This is a genomic window from Rossellomorea sp. DA94, assembly GCF_029834455.1.
GTDB lineage: Bacteria > Bacillota > Bacilli > Bacillales > Bacillaceae_B > Rossellomorea > Rossellomorea vietnamensis.
In genome coordinates, this window is sequence record NZ_CP122397.1 from 2062372 (window position 1) to 2087420 (window position 25049).

Below are 25049 nucleotides of genomic sequence, written 5' to 3' on the forward strand. Positions count from 1 at the left end.
CTTCTTTGGGGTATTTTTAAAAAATAATAAGGAGGAACTGAATATGACTGTAATAAAAAAAGAGGTAGCAGTATTGAAAAATTACATTGGAGGTAAGTGGGTGGATTCCCTCAGCTCACAAACATTGGAAGTCTTAAATCCAGCCACAAATGAAGAAATTGCGAGGGTTCCGATATCTACTAAAGAAGACGTGGCGATGGCGGTAAAAGCTGCGAAGCATGCTTCAGAAACATGGAAGAAGACCCCGGTGCCAAAACGTGCCCGAATTCTGTATAAATATCATACACTGCTTTCAGACAATCACGATGAACTGGCCAGATTGGTGGTGCAGGAGAATGGGAAATCATTCAAAGAAGCGTATGGTGAAGTACAGCGTGGACTAGAATGTGTGGAATTCGCTTGCGGAGCACCCACTCTCATGATGGGAGAGACGCTCAGTGGGATAGCGGAAGATATTGACTCCGAAATGTTCCGCTATCCACTAGGTGTTGTAGGGGGGATTACTCCGTTCAACTTCCCGATGATGGTCCCGTTATGGATGTTCCCCCTTGCCATCGCCTGTGGAAATACGTTCGTATTGAAGCCATCTGAAAGAACCCCGATCTTAGCCAATAGACTTGCAGAGCTGTTAACAGAGGCGGGAATGCCTGATGGGGTCTTCAACGTAGTGCACGGTGCCCACGATGTGGTAAATGGCTTACTGGAGAACAAGGACATTGCGGCCATATCATTTGTCGGAAGCCAGCCTGTTGCGAAATATGTATATCAACAAGCCGCCTCACAAGGAAAAAGGGTGCAGGCACTATCAGGGGCAAAGAACCATCATATCGTCATGCCTGATGCAGATTTCAATAAAGCGGCTGAACATATAATCAGTTCAGCATTCGGCAGTGCAGGACAGAGATGCATGGCATGCAGTGCAGTAGTGGTGGTTGGAGACAACGAAGAGTTTGTAAAGGCTTTAAATAAAAAGGCAGACGAATTATGTATAGGGAACGGGATGGATGAGGAAGTGCTGCTGACTCCGGTCATTCGAAAGGAAAATCGGGAGAAGACTCTCGGTTATATAGAAAAAGGCATACAGGAAGGAGCGTCACTCATTAGGGATGGCCGTAAAGAGATGGAAGATTTCAAGGAAGGGAACTTCTTGGGGGCAACGATCTTTGACCATGTGACACCAGAAATGACGATTTCAAAAGAAGAAATGTTTGCACCTATCCTCAGCCTTCTAAGAGCTGAAGATCTGGACGGGGGACTGGATTACATCCGCCAGTCAAGATATGGTAATGGGGCTACGATCTACACGAAAGACGCCGGCGCCGTCCGACAGTTCAGGGAGGAAGCAGACGCAGGGATGCTGGGTATTAATGTGGGGGTTCCTGCGACAATGGCATTCTTCCCGTTTTCAGGGTGGAAAGACTCTTTCTATGGAGATATGCATGTAAATGGGAAGGACGGAGTAAATTTCTATACTAGGAAGAAAATGATCACTTCTCGATTTGATTTTTAATCAAGGTTAGGGGGAATTTTCATGGTAAAAGCAGGTCACTCTCAAGATGTATGGTTGAAGCAGGACGAGAAACTCATTTGGCACTCCATGAAACCATATAATCCCGAGGGAACGATGGTTGTGACGGAATCTCACGGATCGTGGATAACTGATCAGGATGGACAGAAGTATCTTGATGGTATGGCAGGATTATGGTGTGTTAACGTTGGGTATGGACGACAGGAGTTAGCAGAGGCAGCTTACGAACAGCTAAAGAAAATGGCTTACTTTCCTCTTACACAAAGTCATCAGCCGGCCATTGAACTTGCAGAGAAGTTAAATCAATTACTTGGTGATGAATATGTGATTTTCTTCTCCAACAGTGGATCTGAAGCCAATGAAACGGCCTTTAAGATCGCCCGCCAATATCATCAACAAAACGGTGAGCACGGAAGATATAAAATTTTCTCCCGGTATAGAGGATATCACGGTAATTCCATGGGGGCCCTGGCTGCTACAGGGCAGGCTCAGCGTAAATTCAAGTATGAACCATTAGCGCCTGGATTTCATCACATTGCTCCTCCCGACGCATACCGTGATGAAGTGACAGGGGAGGATCCCCACGATCTTCCAGGAGTGAAGGCGATTGATCAGGCCATGACATGGGAACTAAGTGAAACAGTCGCGGCATTGATCATGGAACCAATTATTACTGGCGGTGGAATCCTAATGCCGCAGGATGGCTATATGAAGGCGGCCAAAGAGGTGTGTGTGAAGCACGGTGCTCTTTTAATAGTAGATGAAGTGATTTGTGGTTTTGGACGGACCGGAAAGGCATTCGGCTTTATGAATTATGACGTAAAGCCAGATATCATCACAATGGCCAAGGGTATCACCAGTGCCTATCTTCCGTTATCCGCCACTGCTGTAAAGCGTGAGATCTATGAAGCCTTTAAGGGATCTGAAGAATATGATTATTTTCGTCATATCAACACATTCGGTGGAAATCCTGCAGCCTGTGGACTGGCTTTAAAGAACATTGAAATCATGGAAAATGAGAAACTCTTTGAACGGTCAAAAGACCTGGGGGAAAAAACATTGAATTCCTTGAAAAATCACCTCCAGGATCACCCCTATGTAGGGGATGTCAGAGGGAAGGGATTATTGATCGGAATTGAGATGGTGACTCATAAGGATACCAAGAAGCCATTAGAACTGGATAAAGTTAACGCAGTCATAGGATATTGTAAACAGAATGGAGTCATCATCGGAAAAAATGGTGCGACCGTGGCAGGATTCAACAATGTCCTGACCATATCACCTCCGTTAAACATCGAAGAAGAAGATCTGGAACGACTGGTATCGACTGTGATCAAGGGGATTCAACACCTTAAATAATTTGGTTAAAGGCATCTGCAAGTGCAGATGCCTTTAATTTTGTATGGAATGATCGACTTGTTTTTCCTGGGGTAATTCCCGTGAGGCGCTTGGGACCTTTCTTTTTTTTACATTGATAAGGTCAGATGAATGCACGGTTATGATCACTTGCCCACCTGCAATTTTTGCCCGGATGAGAAGGGGCTGATTATAAGCATTTTTAAAGGTGAAATCGGGTCCGTACCAGCTCACGGTAGCATCTCTGCCCTCAGGGACATAAGGCACTCGTTTTGAGTGGTGATACCTTTCCAATATGGTTACGCCCGCTTGATCTACGGCATTATATAAGGTTGATGATACCTGGCAGATACCACCCCCGATATCTTCTGAAAGTTCCCCCCTTACAATGACTGGGGCTTTTTTATACCCCTTTTCTTTCGTTCTTTTTCCTACCACGCCATTAAAAGAGAATACTTCCCCTGGAAACACGACCGTATTGTTGATTTTTTTGGTTGCCAGGGTAATATTTTGCGTTCGCTCTTCATTACGTTTATTAAAGAACGTAACATACTGCCCGATCTTTTGTGTTCGTATGTGAGAGAGGATTTCACTGTCCACTTTTGGATATAACGTCAACAAAGGAGGTTCGATCACTCCCGATCCCTTTGATAACAGGAAACCTTCGACCAGACCACGGAATTTTCTTTCATGAAGCTTATAACCGGCTTCTTCGGGTACGATCCGGTTATGATTATTTATATAGGCATTTTGTGGAGGGGTGTAGACCCTATTCTGGACGTTTGAAACAACATCTTCATAGTGTTTCTCATTCATTAATGGCTCATCCAGTAATGGTACTTTCAGGTAGTGGCGGTCAACTGAAATGGGTGTGTCATTTGGTGACTGGATATGTAAGTGATCATGACTTCCCATTGCCGGAAACACTAGCATACCAATCGCAGTCAGTTTAAGTAAAAGCATATGAATCCTCCCTTTCATGGGTAGTATCCGTATAAAAAAGCTATTTCATGTTCAACTGCCATTTCCAAAAATTGAGCGAATGAACCTCCAACAAGGTGACCAAAACTAAGAGAAAAAATGAGGTTTCGTACATGCTTTTTATGATGAGATTCACAATCGTCCTGTCCATGTTCCTTGCCTTTGGAGTAAAATCCGCCGATGCCTTTCCGAGTTTTCAAGTAGAGGTACTTCCATGGGAACAAGTAAAGGAAATCATTCCAAACCACTCTTATTTTACGATTATTGATATAGATACAGGATTGTCTTTCAACGTGCAGAGAAGGGCAGGAAGTAAACATGCGGATGTTCAGCCGGTCACAGAAAAAGACACGAAAATAATGAAAGCCATTTATGGGGGAAAGTGGAGTTGGGATCGTCGTGCCATTCTGGTACTGGTTCATGACCAGCTCATCTCTGCCTCCATGAATGGAATGCCTCATGGTGCCGGAGCACTCCAAAATAATTTTCCAGGGCACTTCTGTGTCCATTTCTACGGAAGTACGACGCATAAGACCCCCACACCTGACTTAGCCCATAAAGTCATGATATTGAAAGCAGGTGGGGAATTGGACAGTTTCCTGTACCGCATGGATCCATATGAATTGATCAGTGTACTTGAGATTGCCATTAATCAGCACGATGAAGGACTTCTTTCAAAAGTAATGACGGGAAACAAACGTTCAATTAAAAAGGCACTTGCTTCGGTGGAACATTTCCGGATTACCCAAAGATCCATACTCCCCGTTGAGGACTTGCCTGCTCTTGTGGCGATGAAAGTACCATTCAAGGTGAAATGGATCAGGTCTAATCATTCACAGGGGGAAAAGGATGCTGTTTTTTATATACACAGGGATTCATTGGAGGATCAATGGAAAATAGATGGTCCAACATTCGCTGATGAAATCCATTAATGTACGAGTCAGCTAACATTAATTCCCTCCAGTGGGTGAAATCTTATCCTTTATATGAGTTTTCATTAGGTGATAGAGGGAAAAGAGTATATAAATGAATCGTGGAGGGAAAGACCGATGTTGGAGTTTGTCATGAAATTAATTAAGGAGTTGGGAATGTGGGGGTTATTCGCTGGAAATGCCATTGAAGCGTCCTCATTGCCTTTTCCAGGCGCCCTTGTGACGCTGACTTATGGATACGTCTTGGATCCATCCCCGATGAAGCTATTAATATTAGCGCTCACCAGCAGTGCCATCTATACCATTTTTAGTTTCATCCCTTATGGTATCGGGTTTAAACTGAAGGATAAGATCAAGGAAAAAACCAGTTCGAAGAAAATTGAAAAGGGGCAGAAGTGGTTTCGGAAATGTGGATTGTGGAGTATTGCGATTACGAGACCCCTCGGCATCGGTAACTATGTCTCCTATGTTGCAGGTATCAGTAAAGTGAATAAGTGGAAATTTGGAGGATTAACCTTTATAGGGATATTCCCGATCACCCTTACGATGTTAATAGTCGGGAAAAATGGTAACTTGAAGTCCGTTCAATCCTTGATGAGTCATATTCAGACCTATCTTCTCATCGGAGGGGCTGTGCTCCTGATTGGGTACCTGCTATATAAGTTCGTGTATAAACCAAAATCAAAGTCCGCTTGTTTACAAGATGAAGCAACTATCGCCAAGCAAGCTGAATAAATAAAGGAAAGTTCGCTTCTGAAAATGGGAAGCGGATTTTTTTTGATTACAGGACAATACATCATGTGCTTCCTCAATCTACTACATGCTTCAACCCTGATCTGTATGATATAATGAATAGTCGAGAATAGCAGATTTACTTGGAAAGGTTTGAATGAAACCATGACACAATATACTCCAATGATAAAACAATACTTACAAGTAAAGGCAGAATACCAGGATGCCTTTTTATTTTTTCGTTTAGGCGATTTTTATGAAATGTTTTTTGATGATGCCGTCAAGGCATCCCAGGAACTTGAAATAACCTTAACAAGCCGTGATGGGGGTGGAAAGGAACGAATTCCCATGTGCGGTGTACCCTATCATTCTGCTCCTAATTACATAGAGCAGCTCATCGATAAAGGATTTAAAGTAGCGATATGCGAACAGACCGAAGATCCTAAGCAAGCCAAAGGGGTAGTGAGAAGGGAAGTCGTCCAGCTCATTACACCAGGCACGGTGATGGATGGGAAAGGTCTGAATGACAAAGAAAATAACTATATTGCTTCCGTCACCGCTTTTGATGATGATACGTATGGACTTGCCTATAGTGACCTTACAACAGGTGAAACCAAGGTGACGGTCGTTTCAGAAGGACTCCAGGCGTTGATGAATGAATTAGCCACCATCGGGGCGAAAGAAGTGGTCATCCATCCTGATCTTTCTGATGAAATTCAGGGCAGGATCAAAGAAAGAACCGATGTTACCTTATCCTTTGAGCAGGAATCGAATCCAGGACATGCTTTCACCCATCTGGTGGAACCACTGAAGCAAGGGAAACTCATCCAAGCTTCTTCACTCCTGTTCCATTATTTATTCCGAACACAGAAAAGGAGTTTGGATCACCTGCAAATCGTGGAAACGTATCAGCTTCACCAGTTTATGAAAATGGATTATTATTCGAAGCGGAACCTGGAGCTGACAGAAACCATCCGTTCCAAAGGAAAGAAAGGGTCACTTCTTTGGTTGTTGGATGAAACGATGACCGCGATGGGTGCCCGACTTTTGAAGCAATGGATCGATCGACCCCTCATAAACAAACAGGAAATCGAAAGGCGTCAGACAGTGGTGGAGGTGTTAATGGAACGCTTCTTTGAAAGGCAGGATCTGAGAGAACGACTGAAAGAAGTGTATGATCTCGAGAGGCTGGCTGGCCGCGTCGCCTTCGGAAATGTAAATGGACGTGATTTGATCCAATTGAAAAAATCCCTGCAACAGATCCCCGTCTTAAAGCAATTGATCCAATCGCTGGAAAATGATGCAACGGATGAGCTTGTCGCAAGGCTCGACCCTTGTGAAGAGTTGACAGATCTTCTCGAAAAGGCATTGATCGAAAATCCCCCCTTGTCTATAAAAGAAGGAAGTTTGATTCAGGATGGATATCATGAGGAACTGGATCAATATCGTGATGCGAGTAAAAATGGTAAGTCGTGGATTGCGAAGCTTGAACGCGATGAAAGGGAAAGGACAGGAATAAGGTCACTTAAAGTAGGATTCAATCGGGTATTTGGTTACTATATCGAAGTAACGAGAGCGAATCTGCAGCACTTGGAAGAAGGACGTTATGAACGGAAACAGACTTTAACCAATGCGGAGCGGTTCATCACCCCGGAATTGAAAGAGAAAGAATCCCTCATCCTCCAGGCTGATGAAAAGAGTGTGGATTTAGAATATGAATTATTCATTGGAATACGAGAAAGGGTAAAGGAATTTATCCCGCGCCTGCAAAAACTGGCGAAACTTGTCAGTGAACTGGACGTTCTACAGTGCTTTGCTACAGTCAGCGAGAAACGTCATTACACCCGGCCTATTTTCAATGACGAAAGAAGGATCATCCTGAAGGATGGACGGCATCCCGTGGTGGAAAAGGTGATGGGTGCCCAGGAGTACGTTCCGAATGATTGTTATATGGACGAGGAAAGAGAAGTCTTTCTCATCACTGGACCCAATATGTCGGGTAAAAGCACCTATATGAGACAGGTGGCCCTAACGAGCATCCTGGCCCAGATCGGGTGTTATGTGCCTGCAAGTGAGGCAAATCTTCCTGTATTCGATCAGGTATTCACCCGCATTGGAGCTGCGGATGATTTGATCTCCGGTCAGAGTACATTCATGGTAGAAATGCTTGAGGCGAAGAATGCCATCATTCACGCGACTCAACAAAGTCTGATTCTGTTCGATGAAATTGGACGAGGCACATCCACTTATGACGGGATGGCATTGGCACAGGCAATCATTGAGTACATCCATGAACATATCGGGGCAAAAACCTTATTCTCCACTCACTACCATGAATTAACGGTTCTTGAGGAAGAGTTGGCAAAAGTGAAAAATGTTCATGTAAGTGCGATGGAGCAAAATGGAAAACTTGTTTTTCTTCATAAAATCAAAGAGGGTGCGGCGGACAAAAGTTATGGAATACATGTTGCAGAACTCGCTGAACTGCCACAGGCCCTCATTCAGAGAGCGAATGAAATTCTTCTTGAGCTTGAACGGAAGGAAGAACCTTCATCTTCCAATGAAGTAGCGGCTTCAAGGGAGTCGTTTGTAGAAAAGCGGGGAACAAGTGAAGAAGATTTGGCTCAGCTATCCTTTTTTGGAGAAGAAAAATCGGAAAAGAAGGAGAAACTGAATTCCAAAGAAAAGAAATGTATAGAGGAATTGAAAAAATTGGATATCCTTGAAATGACGCCATTAGATGCTATGAATACATTATACGGGATCCAAAAGAAGTTAAAGCAATAAGGAGGTGGAACTGTGGTGAAAATATTTCAGCTTGATGATTCCCTTTCTAATAAAATCGCAGCAGGGGAAGTGGTGGAACGACCGGCTTCTGTGGTGAAAGAACTCCTTGAAAATAGCATCGATGCAGGTGGGACCGTCATCGAAATCCATATCGAGGAAGCTGGTTTACAATCCATACGCATCATTGATAATGGCGATGGAATTGAGAAGGAAGATGTCCAAACAGCCTTTAAGCGGCATGCAACGAGTAAGATCAAAGACGAAAATGATCTATTCCGGATCCGTACGTTGGGGTTCAGGGGAGAAGCACTTCCGAGTATTGCTTCTGTTTCTTATTTCACATTGAAAACCAGTACGGGTGAAGGTCCCGGTACGAGTATTGAACTCCAAGGTGGAGAAGTCCATTCGATCGAAAGCACGTCGTCCAGAAAAGGAACGGACATCACAGTTTCACAACTGTTCTTCAATACACCTGCACGGTTAAAATACATGAAAACCATTCATACGGAGCTTGGGAATATAACGGATGTAGTGAATCGGATTGCCCTTGCCCATCCTTTTGTCTCGATCAAGCTTCTCCATAACGGTAAATCGCTTTTGCACACGAATGGAAATGGGGATGTCCGGCAGGTCCTTGCCGCGATTTACGGAGTCGGGATAGCGAAGAAGATGGTACCGATCGAAGTGGAGTCCCTTGATTTTAAAGTAAAAGGATTCATTTCCCTTCCTGAGGTCACCCGGGCATCAAGGAATTACATTTCGACGATGATCAACGGGAGATTCATCAAGAACTATGCACTGGCGAAAGCGATCGGGGAAGGATATCACACACTTCTCCCCATCGGACGACATCCCATCGTGCTCCTTAGTATCGAGATGGACCCGATCCTGGTGGATGTGAATGTGCATCCATCGAAAATGGAGGTCCGCATCAGTAAGGAAGCAGAGCTCAATGCGTTGGTGACGGAAGGAATCAAGAGGGTGTTTAAAGGAAAGGAACTGATTCCGTCAGGAGCCCTCTCACCTAAACTGGCTCAACCGAAGTCGGAGCAGACATACATGAATCTCGATCACGCCGCTAAGCGACCAGAAGGTAGATATGGGAACAGTGACTCCGTCCGGGAGCCGTTGCTGTCTAAAGAAGAGATGGTGAAGCTGTATGAGCCGCAGCCACCTGTCATTGAGGCGGAAGACAGCATCGGATCAAATGAAGAACCTCTTCAACGGTACCCTGTCGAGAAAGAAGAATCCCGGGAACAACCTATACAAGATATCGACGAGGAAAAGGAAACACCCAGGGTTCCCACTCTTTATCTTGTCGGGCAAATGCATGGTACGTATATATTCGCCCAAAATGAACGTGGTCTTTATATCATTGATCAGCATGCGGCTCAGGAACGGATAAAGTATGAATTTTATAAAGAGAAAGTGGGGCAGGTCGCGAAAGAGCTTCAGGAACTCCTTGTTCCCCTTACACTTGAGTTCTCCACGGATGAGTATATAAAGATCAATGAATCACGTTCTCTCCTTGAAGAAGTAGGGGTTTTCCTTGAGGACTTCGGATACAACAGTTTCATCGTACGTGCCCATCCACAGTGGTTTCCTAAAGGGGAAGAGCAGGAAACCATCGAAGACATGATTGAGCAGATCATCAAGATGAACAAGGTCGATATTAAAAAGCTCAGGGAAGAAGCAGCCATTATGATGAGTTGCAAGGGATCCATTAAAGCAAATCATCATTTGAGGAATGAGGATATGCAGGCGCTGCTGGATGAATTAAGAAGAACCAGCGATCCATTTACCTGTCCTCACGGTCGACCGATTATCATTCATTATTCCACCTATGAAATGGAAAAAATGTTTAAACGGATTATGTAATGGAATGAATGGGGATGAGCCTTTACAAGGTTCATCCCCATTCAACCATATTTGTTTTGATGTTCCTTTTTTCTTGTCAGATAGTCTTCATCCTCTCTCGCCAATTTCCATTTCTCCTCAAATATGGCGGCTGATTCAGCTTTCTGTTCATCTATCTTTCGATCATTGATATCCCCATCGTTATCGTATTTTTTTCCCCCAGGATAATTGGCGTACCTTCTGGCCCTCGTATAGCCCATCTGAAGGAATTTCCTTGCCATATCCATTCCCACAAAATCATTCTCCTCCTTATATTGAAGAAACATGCGATAAATGGTACTTGAGGATTCTTCTGCAATATCCGGTGTTTTAAAACGCCATTCTGGAAGGATTTCGCTTTTATAGGGCTCTACAAGTAAAACGCCTTGTTCCCCGCGGCCTACACGGTATTTTTCAGGGTGTTTACGAAAATCAATGGAATCAAAATCCATGTCATAATCAAAACTCAAGACCCTCACCTCCTAACTATCTTCTACCCATAATCCTAATACGGATAAACGAAGAGGAGTTTCTATGAAAAGTTACAATAATAATATTATGGTAACCAGATGAAAATTCATGCTAATAGAGGATTTTCAAGTCTTTTCTTTAATGTATATAGAAAGGATGTAAGCGCTCTTTTTTTGAGGGGGAAGAAGTATGATTGAAGTTGAAACGTCTTTAAACAATGAATCTGTTCAGGAAGAAACATATTTGACGGCATCTTATCGAGTGGATAAAAGGCAGTTTTCTGAAAAGGAATATAATAAATTTGTAAAGTTGAAGGGGGTCAGGGATTGGTCCACATTAACTTGGAAGGACGTTGGTCGGCCTTATGAGGTGACGTCCTTTGCTAAAGAAAAAAAGGATTGGGAAAAAGAAAAAGGAAAATCACTACCCGTCCATACGTCTTGGGAAATGTTTAATCGCTCTTTCCATGAATGGTTTGTGAAAGATGTGCCTGCAGAAACGAAGGAAAGTAGAAGTCGCATCGTCAGGAATGCTTTGAAATTAAATATAAAAGAATCCACGGAAGCATTAGGGGATCACTTCAGGCTGCATCTCTGGAATTATGTGCACAGAATTCAGGATGGTGTGTGGGATCCCAGGGGGAAGAGGGCCTTATTCAGCGGACTGGATGTCGTTAAGCCGAAAATATTATTTTTAGGGGCAGCTGAAGGGTATGAAGCCATGCAGCTTTCAGCCCTCTATCCCGGCAGTGAAATCGTGATGGTCGATTATGATTCGTTTTGTCGTGATATCCGGTATCGGGAATTTCCGGAAACGTACCCATTCCTCGGGCCAAATCCCTCCACAGGTGGATGGAAAACGTATTATAAAGGTGACTTTAAGACAACATACATCGTCTCGGATATCAGGGACTTATCGTTCGGAAGGGAGTTTGACATCGTTTTGAGTGTTGGGCTATTAGAACATTTTCCCGATGATTATAAGTCAGAAGTGATAGAGTGGCATCGGAAATTTTTGAAGCCAAATGGATACATGGTCCTGACTACACCAAGGGCTCAGCTTAAATCCAAAGTCTATTACGAAGTGATGGCGGATGTGATGAACCACACGTACAGGGAATTGATGACCATCGAACAGATGGGTCTGTATTTATATGAAAATGGGGCGGATATTTTACAGCACGGGTACATTAAAGTTCATAATGGAATCATTGCTAAAATAAGGTAAGAAATAATAAGCATTCAATTGATCCCCATTCAATCGAATGCTTTTATTATTTTGCTGTTGATTCGTCCACTATGAAAATTCTCCCTTTTGAGAGCAGGATTTTTCTCCTGAAAGGCTAATATTAAAGATATAATTATTTTTCAGAAAATTCTATATATAAACTGGGGGAAATTAGAATGGATGGAGGCATTGAGCTTCAGCATCAGAAAAAGAATAAACGTTTGAAAATAACGCTGTGGACCGCAGGGAGTATATTGTTTATCCTCCTCGGACTGTTGATCTTTGCAAATTATTATATTGACAGGTCTCTTCCCGTTACAACCGGAACCCTTACACTGAAGGGATTATCAAAGGAAGTGACAATCATAAGAGACAAAGATGGCGTACCACATATTCAGGCTCAAAATGAAAAAGATCTTTATATGGCACAAGGGTATGTTCAAGCGCAGGATCGTTTGTTCCAAATGGATTTAAGCAGGCGCCAGGCATCGGGAAGATTGAGTGAAGTCGTCGGAGAGAAGGCGGTTGATCGGGACAAGTTCTTCCGGACATTTGGTTTGAGGAGGGCAGCGGAGGTATCCTTTACAGCCTACCCTGACGAAGCAAAGCAGCTTCTGGAATGGTATGCCGAGGGAGTCAATGCATACATGGAAGAAGCCCAGGATGGGGGAAGGCTCCCTATTGAATTCACTCTATTAGGCTACAAACCTGAGAAATGGACACCGATTGATTCTTTGACCATAGGGAAATATATGGCTTTCGACTTGGGGGGGCATTGGCAGGGCCAGGCCTTCAGGTATTGGGCGCTGGATAATCTGTCGAAGGAGAAGGCTTATGACCTGTTTCCGACTTATCCGAAAGATGCGCCTACCATTCTCTCAGATATAGGAGAGCCACAGATTGATTTCAAGCAATCATTCGCTGCAGCAGTCATACCGCCGGAATTTAACGGAAGCAATAACTGGGTTGTCAGCGGAGATAAGACAAAAAGCGGAAAGCCATTACTGGCAGATGATCCACATCTATCACTGGGGACACCTTCCATATGGTATCAAATGCAGCTCGAATCACCTGAAGTCAATGTAAGTGGAGTGATCTTTGCCGGAATTCCCGGGATTATCCTGGGCCATAATGAACAGATTGCATGGGGGGTCACCAACACAGGTCCCGATGTACAGGACTTGTATATTGAAAAGCGTAGCGAGGAAGATCCCAATCTGTTTTTGTATGATGGGAAATGGGAAAAGGCAACCATCGTACAAGAACCGATCAAGGTAAAAGATGGTGGGACCATACCTTATAAAGTCACCATAACGAGGCATGGGCCGGTGATTTCGGAGTTTGCTCATCAAGATGAGGCAAAAGAAGTAATGTCCATGAGATGGACCGCTTTGGATCCGAGTCTTGAGCTCTCCGCCATCATCAATATCAATAAGGCGAAGAACTGGGACGAATTCGAAGAAGCCTTGGAAGACTTTCATGTTCCTACCCAGAATTTCGTATTTGCTTCTAAAGATGGCACGATTGCATACAAGGCAAATGGAAAGATTCCGATCAGGAAAAAAGGGGATGGGCTACTGCCTGTTCCAGGATGGGACCCTGATTATGACTGGCAGGGCTTCATTCCCTTTGACGAACTTCCGAAAGTGATCAACCCTGAATCAGGCTATGTGGCAACAGCGAATAATAAAGTTGTAACAGATGATTATCCTTACCATATCAGTCATCACTGGGCACAACCGTATCGATATATGAGAATCTCAGAATACTTAGAAGGAAAAAGTGATCTGACGATTTCTGATATGAAAGCATTGCAAATGGATCAATTGAATTTGCATGCACGGGAATTTGTTCCTATCCTTATTAAGGATATGGAATCCGTTTCATTGAATGGTGATCAAAGGAAAGCCATTGAGATGTTGAAATCATGGAATTATTTGGATGATAAAGATTTGGCTGCACCCCTGATCTTTCATCAGTGGATGAACGAAATATCAACGGGACTTTTTGAAAAGGATGTACCGGATGATATGATGAAGCTCTTTGAAGGGCGTCAAAGTGTTGTGGATGAACTCATCCGAAAAGCTCATAAAGGAGAGGAGTCCGAGTGGTTTGCAGATCAAGAAGGATACGAGACATTTTTGGCTAAATCCCTTGGAGGTGCACTGAGCGAGCTTGAGGAAGCATATGGATCTTCCATGGAAGAATGGGAGTGGGGAATGTACCATAGAGTCTACTTCGAACATCCATTGTCAAGCGCTTCCCCTATTTTAAAAAGGTTCTTAAATGAAAAAGATCCTGTACCTGTAGGTGGGAGCAGGGTCACAGTGGAAGCTGCAAGTTATAATGACGAAGGTATCGTGAATCACGGAGCTTCATGGAGATTCGCGATCGATACTTCCGATATGGAGAACGGCTATCATATTGTCGGCCCGGGACAGGCGGGTCATTACAAGAGTGAATGGTATCAAGATCAAATTGACGCTTGGGTAAATGGAGATTATCATAAAACCTCACTTGCAGGCTCGAAAGGAGATCAATTGATACTAAAACCATAACAAGTCTAAACTGCTAAAAGGGAATTCCCTTTAAGCAGTTTTATTTTTCTCGGTACAATCAGAACGTTTTATTATGGTAAGTAAAGGGTACATTCACTCCATGGCAAATTGTTTTTGAATAAGACCGGTGTAAATGGAAATACTGACAAGATGTGATTTCAAACCTTCTATTATTATGGTACGATAATATGTAAAGAAACAGTTACATAGAAAGCAGTGAACGTATGACAAGAATGAATAAAGAGAAAGTGATTGTCCTTATTGGTCCGACTGCTGTAGGGAAAACCAGTACAAGCATAAGCCTTGCAAAAAGATTCGATGGGGAAGTCATTAGTGGGGACTCCATGCAAATCTATAAGAAGATGGACATCGGAACTGCAAAAATCAGGGAAGAAGAGATGGAAGGTGTACCCCACCACTTGATCGATATAAAAGACCCAGAAGACTCTTTTTCAGTGGCGGAGTTTCAAAATCTTGTAAGAAAGAAAATATCCGACATTCATTCACGGGGGAAAATCCCTTTGATTGTGGGTGGAACGGGTCTTTACATCCAGTCAGTCCTATATGATTATCAATTCACAGAAACACCAGGCGATGAACATTATCGTGCAAAGTTAGAAGCAGAGCTTGAAAAGCATGGAACAGATCGTCTTCATCATAAGCTGGTTAAGGTGGACCCGGTTTCAGCTGGGAACATTCATCCTAATAATACGAGGCGTGTGATCCGTGCATTGGAGATTTTACATTGTACCGGTAAGACGATGAGTGAGTATCAAAGCTCCCAAACCCATGAGCTGCAATATGATGTTGCGTTAATTGGTTTAACCATGGATCGGGAGAAACTGTATGATAGAATCGATCTTCGAGTAGACCTGATGATGCAAGAAGGACTTTTAGAAGAAGTGAAAGCGTTATATGATGGTGGCCTGAGAGGCGTTCAATCTGTACAGGCGATAGGATATAAAGAACTTTATGACTACTTCGAAGGTACCGTCAGCCTGGAGACGGCCATAGAGAACCTTAAGCAAAACTCCAGAAGGTACGCCAAACGCCAGCTTACCTGGTTCCGAAACAAAATGGATGTTGCCTGGTACGATATGACAGAAGAAAGTTTGCACAGCAAAAATATTGAGGACATTTCAGAATTTATTGCAGGAAAGCTTCAATTAAAGTCGAATAAGTAATGTAGAGATAGAAGAGGAGGACTAACCATGAAACAATCCATTAATATCCAAGATCAATTCCTAAATCAATTGCGAAAAGACGGTTCACTCGTAACGGTATTCCTTTTAAATGGCTTCCAGATTCGCGGTCAGGTAAAGGGGTTTGATAATTTTACCGTCCTTTTTGAAACAGAAGGTAAACAGCAACTGGTATATAAACATGCCATTTCAACATTCGCCCCGCAGCGAAATGTTCAAATAAATTTTGAAGAACAAAATTAATGTTCGTGTGAAAGCTGCCCTCTGTGGCAGCTTTTTATATTGGGTCCGATTGTTGAATGCAAGAATAATTAATGAAATGTACAGTAAGTGAATAGGATAATAGAGAGGCTTAAATCTTCATCACCCTATGTCTTTAAAAATAAAAAAATCGACCCTGAAAAGTAATCACCAAGGGGCTTTTGTAGAGTATCAAATTGTATTCCAAAAGATAAGTGAGTCCGAAATGAAAAATGCATTCACAGCGTAATTCTATTTATTTCTCGGGAAAGCGCAGGAATAGACAGGATTCTTTTTATTTGTCGAAAAAAATAAGATAAAACGACAGGCGTTTATCACCCTTATATCTTAGATGTGTATATTGTCTTTAGAATGGTGAGGTGAAATCTTTGGATCAACCAATGAGAATGAAAAATAACGGTCAAATCAGTATAGTATTGAATTCACAAAAAAGAAGTTCAGTACGCGAAACGGTAGATTCGGCTCCTCAGTCCCTTCCACAAGAACATGTAGCGTTGAAAGAAATTGAAGAAGAACTTGGCTCCCTTGTCGGAATGGAAGAAATGAAAAAAATGGTGAAAGAAATTTATGCATGGATATATGTGAATAAAAAACGGGAAGCCATGGGTCTGAAGGCAGGGAAACAAGCTCTTCATATGATGTTTAAAGGGAATCCGGGCACTGGTAAAACGACGGTGGCGAGAATCATCGGAAAACTGTTCTTAAAGATGAATGTGCTTTCGAAAGGACACTTAATCGAGGCAGAGAGGGCTGACCTGGTCGGAGAGTATATTGGTCATACGGCACAGAAAACAAGGGATTTGGTAAAAAAAGCACTGGGAGGGATCCTATTCATTGATGAGGCATATTCACTGGGCAGAGGTGGAGAAAAGGATTTTGGAAAAGAGGCCATCGATACTCTTGTGAAACATATGGAAGATAGGCAGCATGATTTTATCCTGATCCTGGCAGGGTATTCAAGGGAAATGGAGCACTTCCTTACCTTGAATCCGGGTCTCCAATCACGATTTCCCCTTGTGTTTCATTTCCCTGATTATTCTGTGGATCAGTTGATGGAAATCGGCAAAAGGATGCTGGATGAAAAGCAATATTTATTGAGTCATGATGCCGAAAGAAAGATCCGTGAACATTTAAGTGCAGCGAAAAACACATTATCTCCAATGGCGTTTTCAAATGGGCGGTATGTTCGGAATGTACTTGAAAAATCGATACGATCTCAAGCGATGAGGCTGTTGTTGGAGAATTGCTACGATCGACATGATTTATTAACCATACGCAGCAATGACCTGGTCTTTACTAAAACAGCGTCGGATCACCATACTTAGTAAATCGAAAAACAAAAAAATGCATTCACTTGTGAATGCATTTTTATGATTAAACATGAGCCCGTAAACTTCTATTCGGTAACCTCCATTTATATAGGTAGGAGAGCACCCGTAAAGCGGTTGTAATGATGAAAAGGGTATATAGCTCTAACGCTGAATTGACTATACCAAGTCCAATCGCAGCTCCACATAAAACTGCCCATACTGCATATATTTCCGATCTGAGGACTAAAGGTTTCCGTCCAGCCAGAAGGTCACGGATCATTCCACCACCACTACCGGTTAAAACGGCAGCCACGATGATTGCACTGATGGGGTGGTTCATTTCAGAAGCATATAACGCCCCCTGAATCGCAAAAGCCGATAGACCGATCGCGTCAAAGAAATTCCCCCACTTCCTCCAATGTTTTAAAAGGTTATTGGGGAACAGAAAGACCGCTGTAATCGAGAGAAGGGCAATCTGAAACAACATTCCCTGCTCCCATAAAGCGGAAACGGGAACACCAATCAGTAAATTCCGGATGGCGCCTCCACCGAATGCCGTGACAATCCCTAATATATAAACACCGAGGATATCATATTCCTCTTCCATGGCAATGATAGCTCCTGAAATAGCAAAAGCAATGGTACCGATGATACTCAGTACTTCCCACGTCATACACATTCCTCCTCACCCTATTACAATATGCTACATGCCATTATGTAGAATCTTGAAGTGGTGTTATGTCATAATCAAACATACTGATTTTAACACGTATGTGCTTATTTGCAACCATTTTTCATTGCTTTTTACATAGAGATTACGATGCGGATTTGATATGATGGAAAATAGAATGAAACGGAAAGAAAGAAGGTTGTTTTTTGAAGAATGAAAATCTAGAAAAAGTCATTCTGGTGGGATGTCAACTGGACGATGATGACCTGCGTTTTCAGTATAGTTTAATGGAACTTGAGGAGCTGACAGCAACAGCTCAAGGAAAAGTTGCCGCCACCTTGATTCAAAAGCGTGACAGGGTCCATCCAAGTACGTATATCGGAAAGGGTAAACTGGAGGAACTGGTCCTGTTGGAAGAACAATTTGAAGCGGACATCATCATATTTAATGATGAACTATCCCCCAGTCAGATTCGGAACTTATCAAAGGAACTAAACGGCAGGGTGATTGACCGGACACAACTGATATTGGACATTTTTGCACAGCGTGCCCGCTCAAGAGAGGGGAAATTACAAGTAGAACTTGCACAGCTTCAGTACTTGCTGCCGAGACTCATCGGGCAGGGGGCGTCCCTCTCAAGGCTGGGCGGCGGGATAGGCACCAGGGGGCCAGGTGAAACGAAGCTCGAAAGTGATCGTCGACACATCCATAAGAGGATTGACGATATTAAGAAGCAATTACAAACCATAGTTGATCATAGAGAAAGGTACCGCGGGAGAAGGAAACGGAACAAAGCTTTCCAGATTGCACTCGTCGGATATACAAACGCTGGAAAATCCACGTTGTTCAATCGGATTTCAATGGCTGATTCCTATGAAGAAAATCAATTATTTGCTACCTTGGATCCGATGACGAGGAAAATGCCTTTGCCAAGTGGATATTCCACGTTACTGACAGATACCGTAGGGTTCATTCAAGATTTACCGACCACATTGGTTGCGGCATTTCGATCTACCCTTGAAGAAGTAAAGGAGGCAGATCTCCTTCTTCATATTGTGGATAGTTCAAATCCTGACTACAGTCAGCACGAAAAGACAGTGCAATCCTTATTGAAAGACCTGGAAATGGATGGACTGCAGCAGCTAACGGTATACAACAAGCGGGATGCGATGGATCCCGAATTTGTTCCCGACAGTGAATCAGACACCATCCTCATAAGTGCCTTGAACGAAGAAGACCGAGGGAAGCTGCTGATTAAGATAGAAGAAATCGTAAAGAATCAAATGATACCTTATCATGTACTTATCCCTGTGAATGAAGGGAAGCTGCTATCCCAATTAAAGAGTGAAACCATCTTGAGAAAATTGGAATTCCAAGAAGCGAGTCAAGTATATGAAATGACCGGATTTCACCTTGAAGATCATCCGATATCAGGAAGCATCAAGAAATTTCAAAAGTAGAAGGGAAACAACACCAAATGTTTGAACAATTAGTAAATGGAACGGCATTACAATCACTTGTGACGAAAGTGGAAGCAGAGATCAAAGACATACATAAAAAAATCGATGAACGGTCTGAAAGCAACCAGTTCAACGTTTTGAGAGCGTTTCAGAAGCACCGGGTAAGCGATTCTCACTTCATCCCTTCCACAGGATATGGCTATGACGATACAGGAAGGGACACCCTGGAAAGCATATACGCAGACGTGTTTGGAGGCGAGGCAGGACTTGTGCGACCTCAGATCATTTCTGGTACCCATGCCATCTCCATCGCTTTGTTCGGTATACTCCGGCCGGGAGATGAACTCGTGTACATAACAGGGAAACCATATGATACATTAGAAGAAATTGTAGGAAGCCGAGGGAAGGGTACAGGTTCACTCAAAGACTTCCATATCGACTATCAGAGCGTTGATTTAGATGAGTCTGGAAAAGTCGATTTTGAAAAGGTGGCAACGACCATTACTACAAAGACAAAGATGGTTGGGATCCAGAGATCAAAAGGGTATGCCAACCGCCCATCCTTTACAATTGAAGAAATAAAGGAAATGATTGATTTCATTAAAGAAATTGATCCAGGAATTGTGGTATTCGTAGATAACTGCTACGGGGAATTTGTCGAAGTGAAAGAACCCTGTCACGTCGGGGCGGATCTAATGGCGGGCTCCCTTATTAAAAATCCTGGTGGTGGCCTTGCGAAAACAGGTGGATATATCGTCGGAAAGAAAGAATATGTAGAAGCATGTTCCTTCAGGATGACCTCGCCGGGAATCGGAGCGGAGGCAGGGGCATCTCTCTACAGTCTTCAAGAAATGTATCAAGGATTCTTTTTGGCGCCTCATGTGGTCGCACAATCATTAAAGGGAGCGGTTTTCACGTCTGCACTACTGACCGGTCTTGGCATGAATACAGACCCTTCGCCTCATGCCAGGCGCACGGACTTAATACAATCGGTGCAATTTGATGACAGGGAAAAGATGATCGCTTTCTGTCAGGCAATCCAATCAGCCTCACCGATCAATTCTCATTTCACACCGTATCCGAACTATATGCCGGGCTATGAGGACGATGTCATCATGGCCGCGGGTACGTTCATTCAGGGAGCAAGCATTGAACTATCGGCGGATGGACCTATAAGACCACCTTATATAGCTTATGTTCAAGGCGGGTTGACATACTCCCATGTGAAAATCGCCGTTTGCTCAGCGGTGGACAACTTAATTGAAAAAGGTTTAATCACCATATAAAAAGGATATTAAAGGAGTAATTGGATAGTCTAAAGTGGACTATCCAATTCTTTTGATTACTTATGTAAGAAAATCTAACATTTGATTGACAGAACTCCTGACATTACATATAATGAATTCAAGAAGGAAAATAAAAGGAGGAATCAAGATGAGCGGAAGTGAAATTCGTCGAACGATGGCATTATTTCCAATCAGTATTGTCATGCAGCTCACGGACTTAACGGCTCGTCAGATTCGATACTATGAAGAGCATCAACTGATAAACCCGGCAAGGACCGAGGGGAATCGTCGGCTCTTTTCCTTGAATGACATTGATAAGTTATTAGAAGTAAAGGATCTGTTAGATCAAGGTATCAACATGGCAGGGATTAAGAAGATCTTTTCTGTGTCCGGCCATAATGAAAACAAAGTCGTATCTGACGTAAGTAATGAAAAGGAAGAAAAAGCAAGACAGGATCTATCTGACGACGAGCTGCGTAAATTACTTCGCAATGAATTGATCCATTCCGGTCGGTTCAATCGATCATCTCTGCGTCAAGGAGATATGTCCCGCTTCTTTCATTAAATAAACCCTTTAATAAACTTGAGGAGGAATTACGTAAATGGCAAAGTATACTAGAGATGATGTGTTAAGATTAGCGAATGAAGAGGGAGTTAAGTTTATTCGACTACAATTCACCGACATTTTAGGGACGATCAAGAACGTAGAAATCCCTCTTAGTCAGCTTGAAAAAGCTTTAGATAACAAAATGATGTTTGATGGTTCTTCCATTGAAGGATTTGTCCGTATCGAAGAATCAGATATGTATCTTTTCCCTGATTTAGACACATGGTTGGTTTTCCCTTGGACAGCTGAAAAAGGGAAGGTAGCCCGTCTGATCTGTGATATTTACAATCCGGATGGCACTCCGTTTGAGGGAGATCCCCGTAATAACCTAAAACGTATTTTAGGTGAAATGGAGGAACTTGGGTTCACTGACTTCAATCTTGGGCCAGAGCCGGAATTCTTCCTCTTTAAATTAGATGTAAATGGCGAACCAACATTGGAATTAAATGATAACGGTGGCTATTTCGACCTCGCCCCTACCGATTTAGGGGAGAACTGCCGTCGTGATATCGCTTTAGAACTTGAAGAAATGGGCTTTGAAATTGAAGCATCTCACCATGAAGTAGCTCCTGGACAACATGAGATCGATTTCAAATATGCAAATGCATTAAAAGCTTGTGATGATATTCAGACATTCAAACTGGTAGTTAAAACGATTGCCCGTAAACACGGTTTGCACGCTACATTCATGCCGAAACCATTATTCGGTGTAAATGGTTCAGGAATGCACTGTAATATGTCCCTGTTCAAAAATGGAGTGAACTCTTTCTTTGATGAAAAAGGTGACTTGCAACTAAGTGATACTGCCCGTCAATTCCTTGCTGGTATCATTAAGCATGCCACTGCTTTTACAGCTATCACGAACCCGACTGTCAACTCATACAAGCGTTTAGTTCCAGGATACGAAGCACCTTGTTATGTTGCCTGGTCTGCACGTAACCGTAGCCCGTTAATCCGTATCCCGGCTTCCCGTGGGTTAAGTACACGCGTTGAGGTCCGAAGTGTCGACCCTGCAGCAAACCCTTACCTTGCTATGGCTGTATTACTTGCCGCAGGATTAGATGGAATCAAGAATAACCTACCGGCTCCTAAGCCGATTGACCGCAACATCTATGTAATGGACAAAAAAGAGCGTGAAGAAGCAGGTATCGTGGATCTTCCTGCAACATTACATGCGGCTCTTGAAACATTAAAAACAAATGAAGTCATTGTTAAGTCCCTTGGCGAACATATATTCGAACACTTCGTGGAAGCGAAGGAAATCGAGTGGGATATGTTCCGTACACAAGTACACCCTTGGGAGCGTGAACAGTACATTCAAATGTATTAATGACCAGAAACCCTCAACGATATATCGTTGAGGGTTTTTTGCACGAAGTTCGGGTTGAGAAGGGAATCTGGGAAGGAAACGATATGAAAAAAGCCTGAGGATGGAAATTTCGGCTTCCAACCTCAGGCTTTTTCATTATAATGATAAGCGTCTTATCCATGCATACCGATGCTATTATCAGTGAACTTGACGATACACCCCTACCACTTTACCCAAAATGGAGACGTTTCGCAAAATGATTGGTTCCATTGTTGAGTTCTCTGGCTGCAGACGTACATAATCCTTTTCTTTAAAGAAACGTTTTACCGTTGCTTCATCTTCATCGGTCATGGCAACGACGATATCTCCGTTGTTCGCTGTCTGCTGCTGGCGAACAATGACAAAATCCCCATCCAATATGCCGGCTTCGATCATACTGTCACCCATGATTTCAAGCATGAAGACCTGCTCATCAGAAGGGGCCATCCGCTCGGGCAATGGGAAAAATTCTTCCACATTTTCAACAGCCGTAATCGGTTGACCTGCTGTAACTTTACCGATTAAAGGAACGTTTACTACACGTTGTCGCGGAATCGTATCTTCTTCAAGGTCCAGAATTTCGATCGCTCTCGGTTTAGTCGGATCACGACGGATCAGACCCTTACTTTCAAGCCTCGCTAAATGTCCGTGTACAGTGGAACTGGAAGCAAGTCCGACAGCTTCCCCGATTTCACGTACGGAAGGGGGATACCCTTTTTCTCTGACTGCAACTTTAATATATTGTAGTATGTCCTGCTGTCTCTTCGACAATTTTGTCATGTTCACGCACCTCTATTATAGATCTTATGTTCCCATTATAGCATGTCACGATTATTGATACAAACATAAGTTCGAATTTTGTTGACACCAAACGAGTGTTCGTATTACAATGAAATCAACAAAACAGAACAAACATTCGTATGGGGGTAATATTTATGTTAACACATATTTGGAATCGATTCTCTTACATTATTATATTATTTGTTTTAGTCCTTTCGGCAGCTTGCTATTTATTAATCAATATGACTAATCAGCCTTCCTACAAAAGTATCACAGTAGAGGAGGGTGATACTCTTTGGACTATTGCCAAACAGTATAATGAAGAATATTCTATGACAGTGGAAGAATTTATCGCCTGGGTTGGGGAAGAGAACGAATTGAATTCTTTTGCCATCAAGCCTGGTGAATCACTTGTTTTACCTATTGAAAATCAAACAATATCAACTCAATCAGATTTCGAACTGGTCATGAACGAAGAATAGAGGGATAGAAGATGAAAGCAGTCATATACTGCAGGGTAAGTACCAAGAAAAACACACAGGAAACATCATTGGAGCGGCAGGAAGAAGAACTGGTTAAATTGGCAAACGAACATCATTATGAAGTAAGTGCGGTCATCAGGGATCAGGCGAGCGGCTTTGAATTGGACCGTCCAGGTGTTTTGGAACTTTTGGATCTGGTCAGGGATAAATCAATCGAGGCAGTGCTTATCCAGGACGAAACAAGAATCGGCAGGGGAAATGCCAAGATCGCCCTTATCCACTGTCTGTTAAAAGAAGAAGTAAAAATCATCAGTCAGACTCATAGTGGTGAATTACATTTATCCGAATCCGATTCTATGGTCATCAACATTGTCAGCATGGTGGAGGAATATCAACGCAAGCTTCATAACCTTAAGATTAAGCGGGGCATGAAGCGTGCTGTGGAAAATGGCTTTCAGCCTCATAAAAATTTAAAAAACAAAGGAAATGTTGAAGGAAGGGAACGCATTGAAGTCCCGGTCGAGGAAATCGTGCGATTAAGGAAAAATGAATTAACCTTCGCTGAGATTGCAGCTACTCTCAGGGGATTCGGATACGATGTATCCAAAGCTACGGTACATAGACGCTTCAAGGAATATATGACGTCCCGTGATCATGCATAACCCTTGTTTTATCTCCTTTATTCTAGTAACATGACGGTAGTGTGATACACTGCTTCTAGAATGTTTTAGAGTTTGCAAACTATGCAATAAAGGAGTTTTTATAGATGCTTTCAAAATCAAAAATGAATAGAATCAACGAACTTGCCAAAAAGTCCAAAAGTAGTGGACTCACTGAGCAGGAAGCGAAAGAACAGACTAAACTTAGAAAAGAATATCTAGAAACGTTCCGTCAATCGATGAAGGGAACAATTGAAAATACACGAATCTTTGATCCGGAAGGAAATGAAGTCACACCTAAAAAGATCCAAGATATACAGACTAAGAAAAAAATGCATTAATCAAAAAACTTCCAGGCCAACTTTGAAAGGTCCTGGAAGTTTTTTGATTCATTTTACTCCCTTATGATATTTAAAGGGTTTTTTATTTTCAACGATCATAAAGTCATGTTATCATTCAAGATAGTTGTATAAACTATCAAAGAAGATTAATATTAATAAGGTACATTAAAAGGAA

22 protein-coding genes are annotated in these 25049 nt (G+C 42.7%); 18 read left to right on the forward strand and 4 right to left on the reverse strand.

The window, feature by feature from the left end; all coding sequences use genetic code 11:
* Window positions 1-43: 43 nt before the first annotated feature.
* Entirely contained in the window at window positions 44-1510 is a 1467-nt protein-coding gene (locus tag P8596_RS10670) for a CoA-acylating methylmalonate-semialdehyde dehydrogenase (protein ID WP_279726776.1), read from the forward strand.
* 21 nt (window positions 1511-1531) lie between these two features.
* The gene (locus P8596_RS10675) at window positions 1532-2887 is read left to right on the forward strand and encodes an aspartate aminotransferase family protein (RefSeq protein WP_279726777.1); all 1356 of its coding nucleotides are present in this window, start codon (window positions 1532-1534) and stop codon (window positions 2885-2887) included.
* Window positions 2888-2920: 33 nt separating this feature from the next.
* On the opposite strand, the gene P8596_RS10680 is transcribed toward P8596_RS10675, so the two are convergent.
* Window positions 2921-3847 (reverse strand): VanW family protein, encoded by a 927-nt coding sequence (locus P8596_RS10680; protein ID WP_254651388.1) that lies wholly within the window; start codon window positions 3845-3847, stop codon window positions 2921-2923.
* 131 nt (window positions 3848-3978) lie between these two features.
* On the opposite strand from P8596_RS10680, the gene P8596_RS10685 reads away from it, so the two are divergent.
* The 4 genes from P8596_RS10685 (at window position 3979) to mutL (ending at window position 10194) form a co-directional block, all read left to right on the forward strand.
* Entirely contained in the window at window positions 3979-4797 is an 819-nt protein-coding gene (locus tag P8596_RS10685) for a hypothetical protein (RefSeq protein WP_279726778.1), read from the forward strand.
* 132 nt (window positions 4798-4929) lie between these two features.
* Complete coding sequence (locus tag P8596_RS10690) at window positions 4930-5532, forward strand: DedA family protein (RefSeq protein WP_224520184.1); 603 nt, start codon at window positions 4930-4932, stop codon at window positions 5530-5532.
* A 162-nt stretch (window positions 5533-5694) separates the two neighbouring features.
* Window positions 5695-8316: a DNA mismatch repair protein MutS gene (gene mutS, locus P8596_RS10695; RefSeq protein WP_224520183.1), complete on the forward strand. Its 2622-nt coding sequence runs from the start codon at window positions 5695-5697 to the stop codon at window positions 8314-8316.
* A gap of 12 nt (window positions 8317-8328) precedes the next feature.
* The gene (gene mutL / locus P8596_RS10700) at window positions 8329-10194 is read left to right on the forward strand and encodes a DNA mismatch repair endonuclease MutL (RefSeq protein WP_224520182.1); all 1866 of its coding nucleotides are present in this window, start codon (window positions 8329-8331) and stop codon (window positions 10192-10194) included.
* A gap of 41 nt (window positions 10195-10235) precedes the next feature.
* Here the strand turns inward: mutL and P8596_RS10705 are convergent, their stop codons facing one another.
* A complete protein-coding gene (locus P8596_RS10705; protein ID WP_034759932.1) occupies window positions 10236-10682 on the reverse strand; it encodes a DUF4385 domain-containing protein in 447 nt (148 codons plus the stop codon).
* Between the two features lie 190 nt (window positions 10683-10872).
* Between P8596_RS10705 and P8596_RS10710 the strand changes: the two genes are divergently transcribed.
* The 5 genes from P8596_RS10710 to spoVK all read left to right on the forward strand — a co-directional run bounded on the left by P8596_RS10710 (window position 10873) and on the right by spoVK (window position 17256).
* A complete protein-coding gene (locus P8596_RS10710; protein WP_224520181.1) occupies window positions 10873-11910 on the forward strand; it encodes a class I SAM-dependent methyltransferase in 1038 nt (345 codons plus the stop codon).
* A gap of 188 nt (window positions 11911-12098) precedes the next feature.
* On the forward strand, window positions 12099-14468 hold the full coding sequence (locus tag P8596_RS10715; protein ID WP_279726988.1) for a penicillin acylase family protein: 2370 nt from the start codon (window positions 12099-12101) through the stop codon (window positions 14466-14468).
* A 224-nt stretch (window positions 14469-14692) separates the two neighbouring features.
* On the forward strand, window positions 14693-15652 hold the full coding sequence (gene miaA / locus P8596_RS10720) for a tRNA (adenosine(37)-N6)-dimethylallyltransferase MiaA (protein WP_279726779.1): 960 nt from the start codon (window positions 14693-14695) through the stop codon (window positions 15650-15652).
* 27 nt (window positions 15653-15679) lie between these two features.
* Window positions 15680-15913: an RNA chaperone Hfq gene (gene hfq / locus P8596_RS10725; RefSeq protein WP_079534150.1), complete on the forward strand. Its 234-nt coding sequence runs from the start codon at window positions 15680-15682 to the stop codon at window positions 15911-15913.
* A 386-nt stretch (window positions 15914-16299) separates the two neighbouring features.
* Window positions 16300-17256: a stage V sporulation protein K gene (spoVK, locus tag P8596_RS10730; protein WP_061811328.1), complete on the forward strand. Its 957-nt coding sequence runs from the start codon at window positions 16300-16302 to the stop codon at window positions 17254-17256.
* Between the two features lie 49 nt (window positions 17257-17305).
* Here spoVK and P8596_RS10735 read toward each other — a convergent pair whose 3' ends face one another.
* A complete protein-coding gene (locus tag P8596_RS10735; protein WP_061811329.1) occupies window positions 17306-17914 on the reverse strand; it encodes a trimeric intracellular cation channel family protein in 609 nt (202 codons plus the stop codon).
* Between the two features lie 203 nt (window positions 17915-18117).
* Between P8596_RS10735 and hflX the strand changes: the two genes are divergently transcribed.
* From hflX to glnA, 4 genes are all read left to right on the forward strand, one after another.
* Window positions 18118-19371 (forward strand): GTPase HflX, encoded by a 1254-nt coding sequence (gene hflX, locus P8596_RS10740; protein WP_279726781.1) that lies wholly within the window; start codon window positions 18118-18120, stop codon window positions 19369-19371.
* Between the two features lie 17 nt (window positions 19372-19388).
* Window positions 19389-20657 carry a methionine gamma-lyase family protein gene (locus P8596_RS10745; RefSeq protein WP_034759915.1) on the forward strand — a complete coding sequence of 423 codons (1269 nt, stop codon included), beginning with the start codon at window positions 19389-19391 and terminating at the stop codon, window positions 20655-20657.
* A gap of 148 nt (window positions 20658-20805) precedes the next feature.
* Window positions 20806-21222: a MerR family transcriptional regulator gene (locus P8596_RS10750; protein WP_034759914.1), complete on the forward strand. Its 417-nt coding sequence runs from the start codon at window positions 20806-20808 to the stop codon at window positions 21220-21222.
* Window positions 21223-21259: 37 nt separating this feature from the next.
* On the forward strand, window positions 21260-22594 hold the full coding sequence (gene glnA / locus P8596_RS10755) for a type I glutamate--ammonia ligase (protein ID WP_034759913.1): 1335 nt from the start codon (window positions 21260-21262) through the stop codon (window positions 22592-22594).
* A 177-nt stretch (window positions 22595-22771) separates the two neighbouring features.
* Here glnA and lexA read toward each other — a convergent pair whose 3' ends face one another.
* The gene (gene lexA / locus P8596_RS10760; RefSeq protein WP_034759911.1) at window positions 22772-23392 is read right to left on the reverse strand and encodes a transcriptional repressor LexA; all 621 of its coding nucleotides are present in this window, start codon (window positions 23390-23392) and stop codon (window positions 22772-22774) included.
* 155 nt (window positions 23393-23547) lie between these two features.
* Between lexA and yneA the strand changes: the two genes are divergently transcribed.
* From yneA to P8596_RS10775, 3 genes are all read left to right on the forward strand, one after another.
* On the forward strand, window positions 23548-23874 hold the full coding sequence (gene yneA, locus P8596_RS10765; protein WP_279726783.1) for a cell division suppressor protein YneA: 327 nt from the start codon (window positions 23548-23550) through the stop codon (window positions 23872-23874).
* Window positions 23875-23885: 11 nt separating this feature from the next.
* Window positions 23886-24536, forward strand: coding sequence for a YneB family resolvase-like protein (locus P8596_RS10770; RefSeq protein ID WP_034759910.1), 651 nt, complete (start codon window positions 23886-23888; stop codon window positions 24534-24536).
* A gap of 104 nt (window positions 24537-24640) precedes the next feature.
* Window positions 24641-24874 carry a DUF896 domain-containing protein gene (locus P8596_RS10775; protein ID WP_061811332.1) on the forward strand — a complete coding sequence of 78 codons (234 nt, stop codon included), beginning with the start codon at window positions 24641-24643 and terminating at the stop codon, window positions 24872-24874.
* Window positions 24875-25049 lie beyond the last annotated feature (175 nt).

Bases quoted from the DNA above. Each gene is read 5' to 3' on its own strand.
- P8596_RS10745 (WP_034759915.1), top strand. From the start codon at position 19,389: ATGTTTGAACAATTAGTAAATGGAACGGCATTACAATCACTTGTGACG.
- glnA (WP_034759913.1), top strand. From the start codon at position 21,260: ATGGCAAAGTATACTAGAGATGATGTGTTAAGATTAGCGAATGAAGAG.
- P8596_RS10690 (WP_224520184.1), top strand. From the start codon at position 4,930: ATGAAATTAATTAAGGAGTTGGGAATGTGGGGGTTATTCGCTGGAAAT.
- lexA (WP_034759911.1), bottom strand. From the start codon at position 23,392: ATGACAAAATTGTCGAAGAGACAGCAGGACATACTACAATATATTAAA.
- P8596_RS10675 (WP_279726777.1), top strand. From the start codon at position 1,532: ATGGTAAAAGCAGGTCACTCTCAAGATGTATGGTTGAAGCAGGACGAG.
- P8596_RS10685 (WP_279726778.1), top strand. From the start codon at position 3,979: ATGCTTTTTATGATGAGATTCACAATCGTCCTGTCCATGTTCCTTGCC.
- mutS (WP_224520183.1), top strand. From the start codon at position 5,695: ATGACACAATATACTCCAATGATAAAACAATACTTACAAGTAAAGGCA.
- yneA (WP_279726783.1), top strand. From the start codon at position 23,548: ATGTTAACACATATTTGGAATCGATTCTCTTACATTATTATATTATTT.
- P8596_RS10680 (WP_254651388.1), bottom strand. From the start codon at position 3,847: ATGCTTTTACTTAAACTGACTGCGATTGGTATGCTAGTGTTTCCGGCA.
- hfq (WP_079534150.1), top strand. From the start codon at position 15,680: ATGAAACAATCCATTAATATCCAAGATCAATTCCTAAATCAATTGCGA.
- P8596_RS10750 (WP_034759914.1), top strand. From the start codon at position 20,806: ATGAGCGGAAGTGAAATTCGTCGAACGATGGCATTATTTCCAATCAGT.
- P8596_RS10710 (WP_224520181.1), top strand. From the start codon at position 10,873: ATGATTGAAGTTGAAACGTCTTTAAACAATGAATCTGTTCAGGAAGAA.
- miaA (WP_279726779.1), top strand. From the start codon at position 14,693: ATGACAAGAATGAATAAAGAGAAAGTGATTGTCCTTATTGGTCCGACT.
- P8596_RS10670 (WP_279726776.1), top strand. From the start codon at position 44: ATGACTGTAATAAAAAAAGAGGTAGCAGTATTGAAAAATTACATTGGA.
- P8596_RS10735 (WP_061811329.1), bottom strand. From the start codon at position 17,914: ATGACGTGGGAAGTACTGAGTATCATCGGTACCATTGCTTTTGCTATT.
- P8596_RS10770 (WP_034759910.1), top strand. From the start codon at position 23,886: ATGAAAGCAGTCATATACTGCAGGGTAAGTACCAAGAAAAACACACAG.
- P8596_RS10775 (WP_061811332.1), top strand. From the start codon at position 24,641: ATGCTTTCAAAATCAAAAATGAATAGAATCAACGAACTTGCCAAAAAG.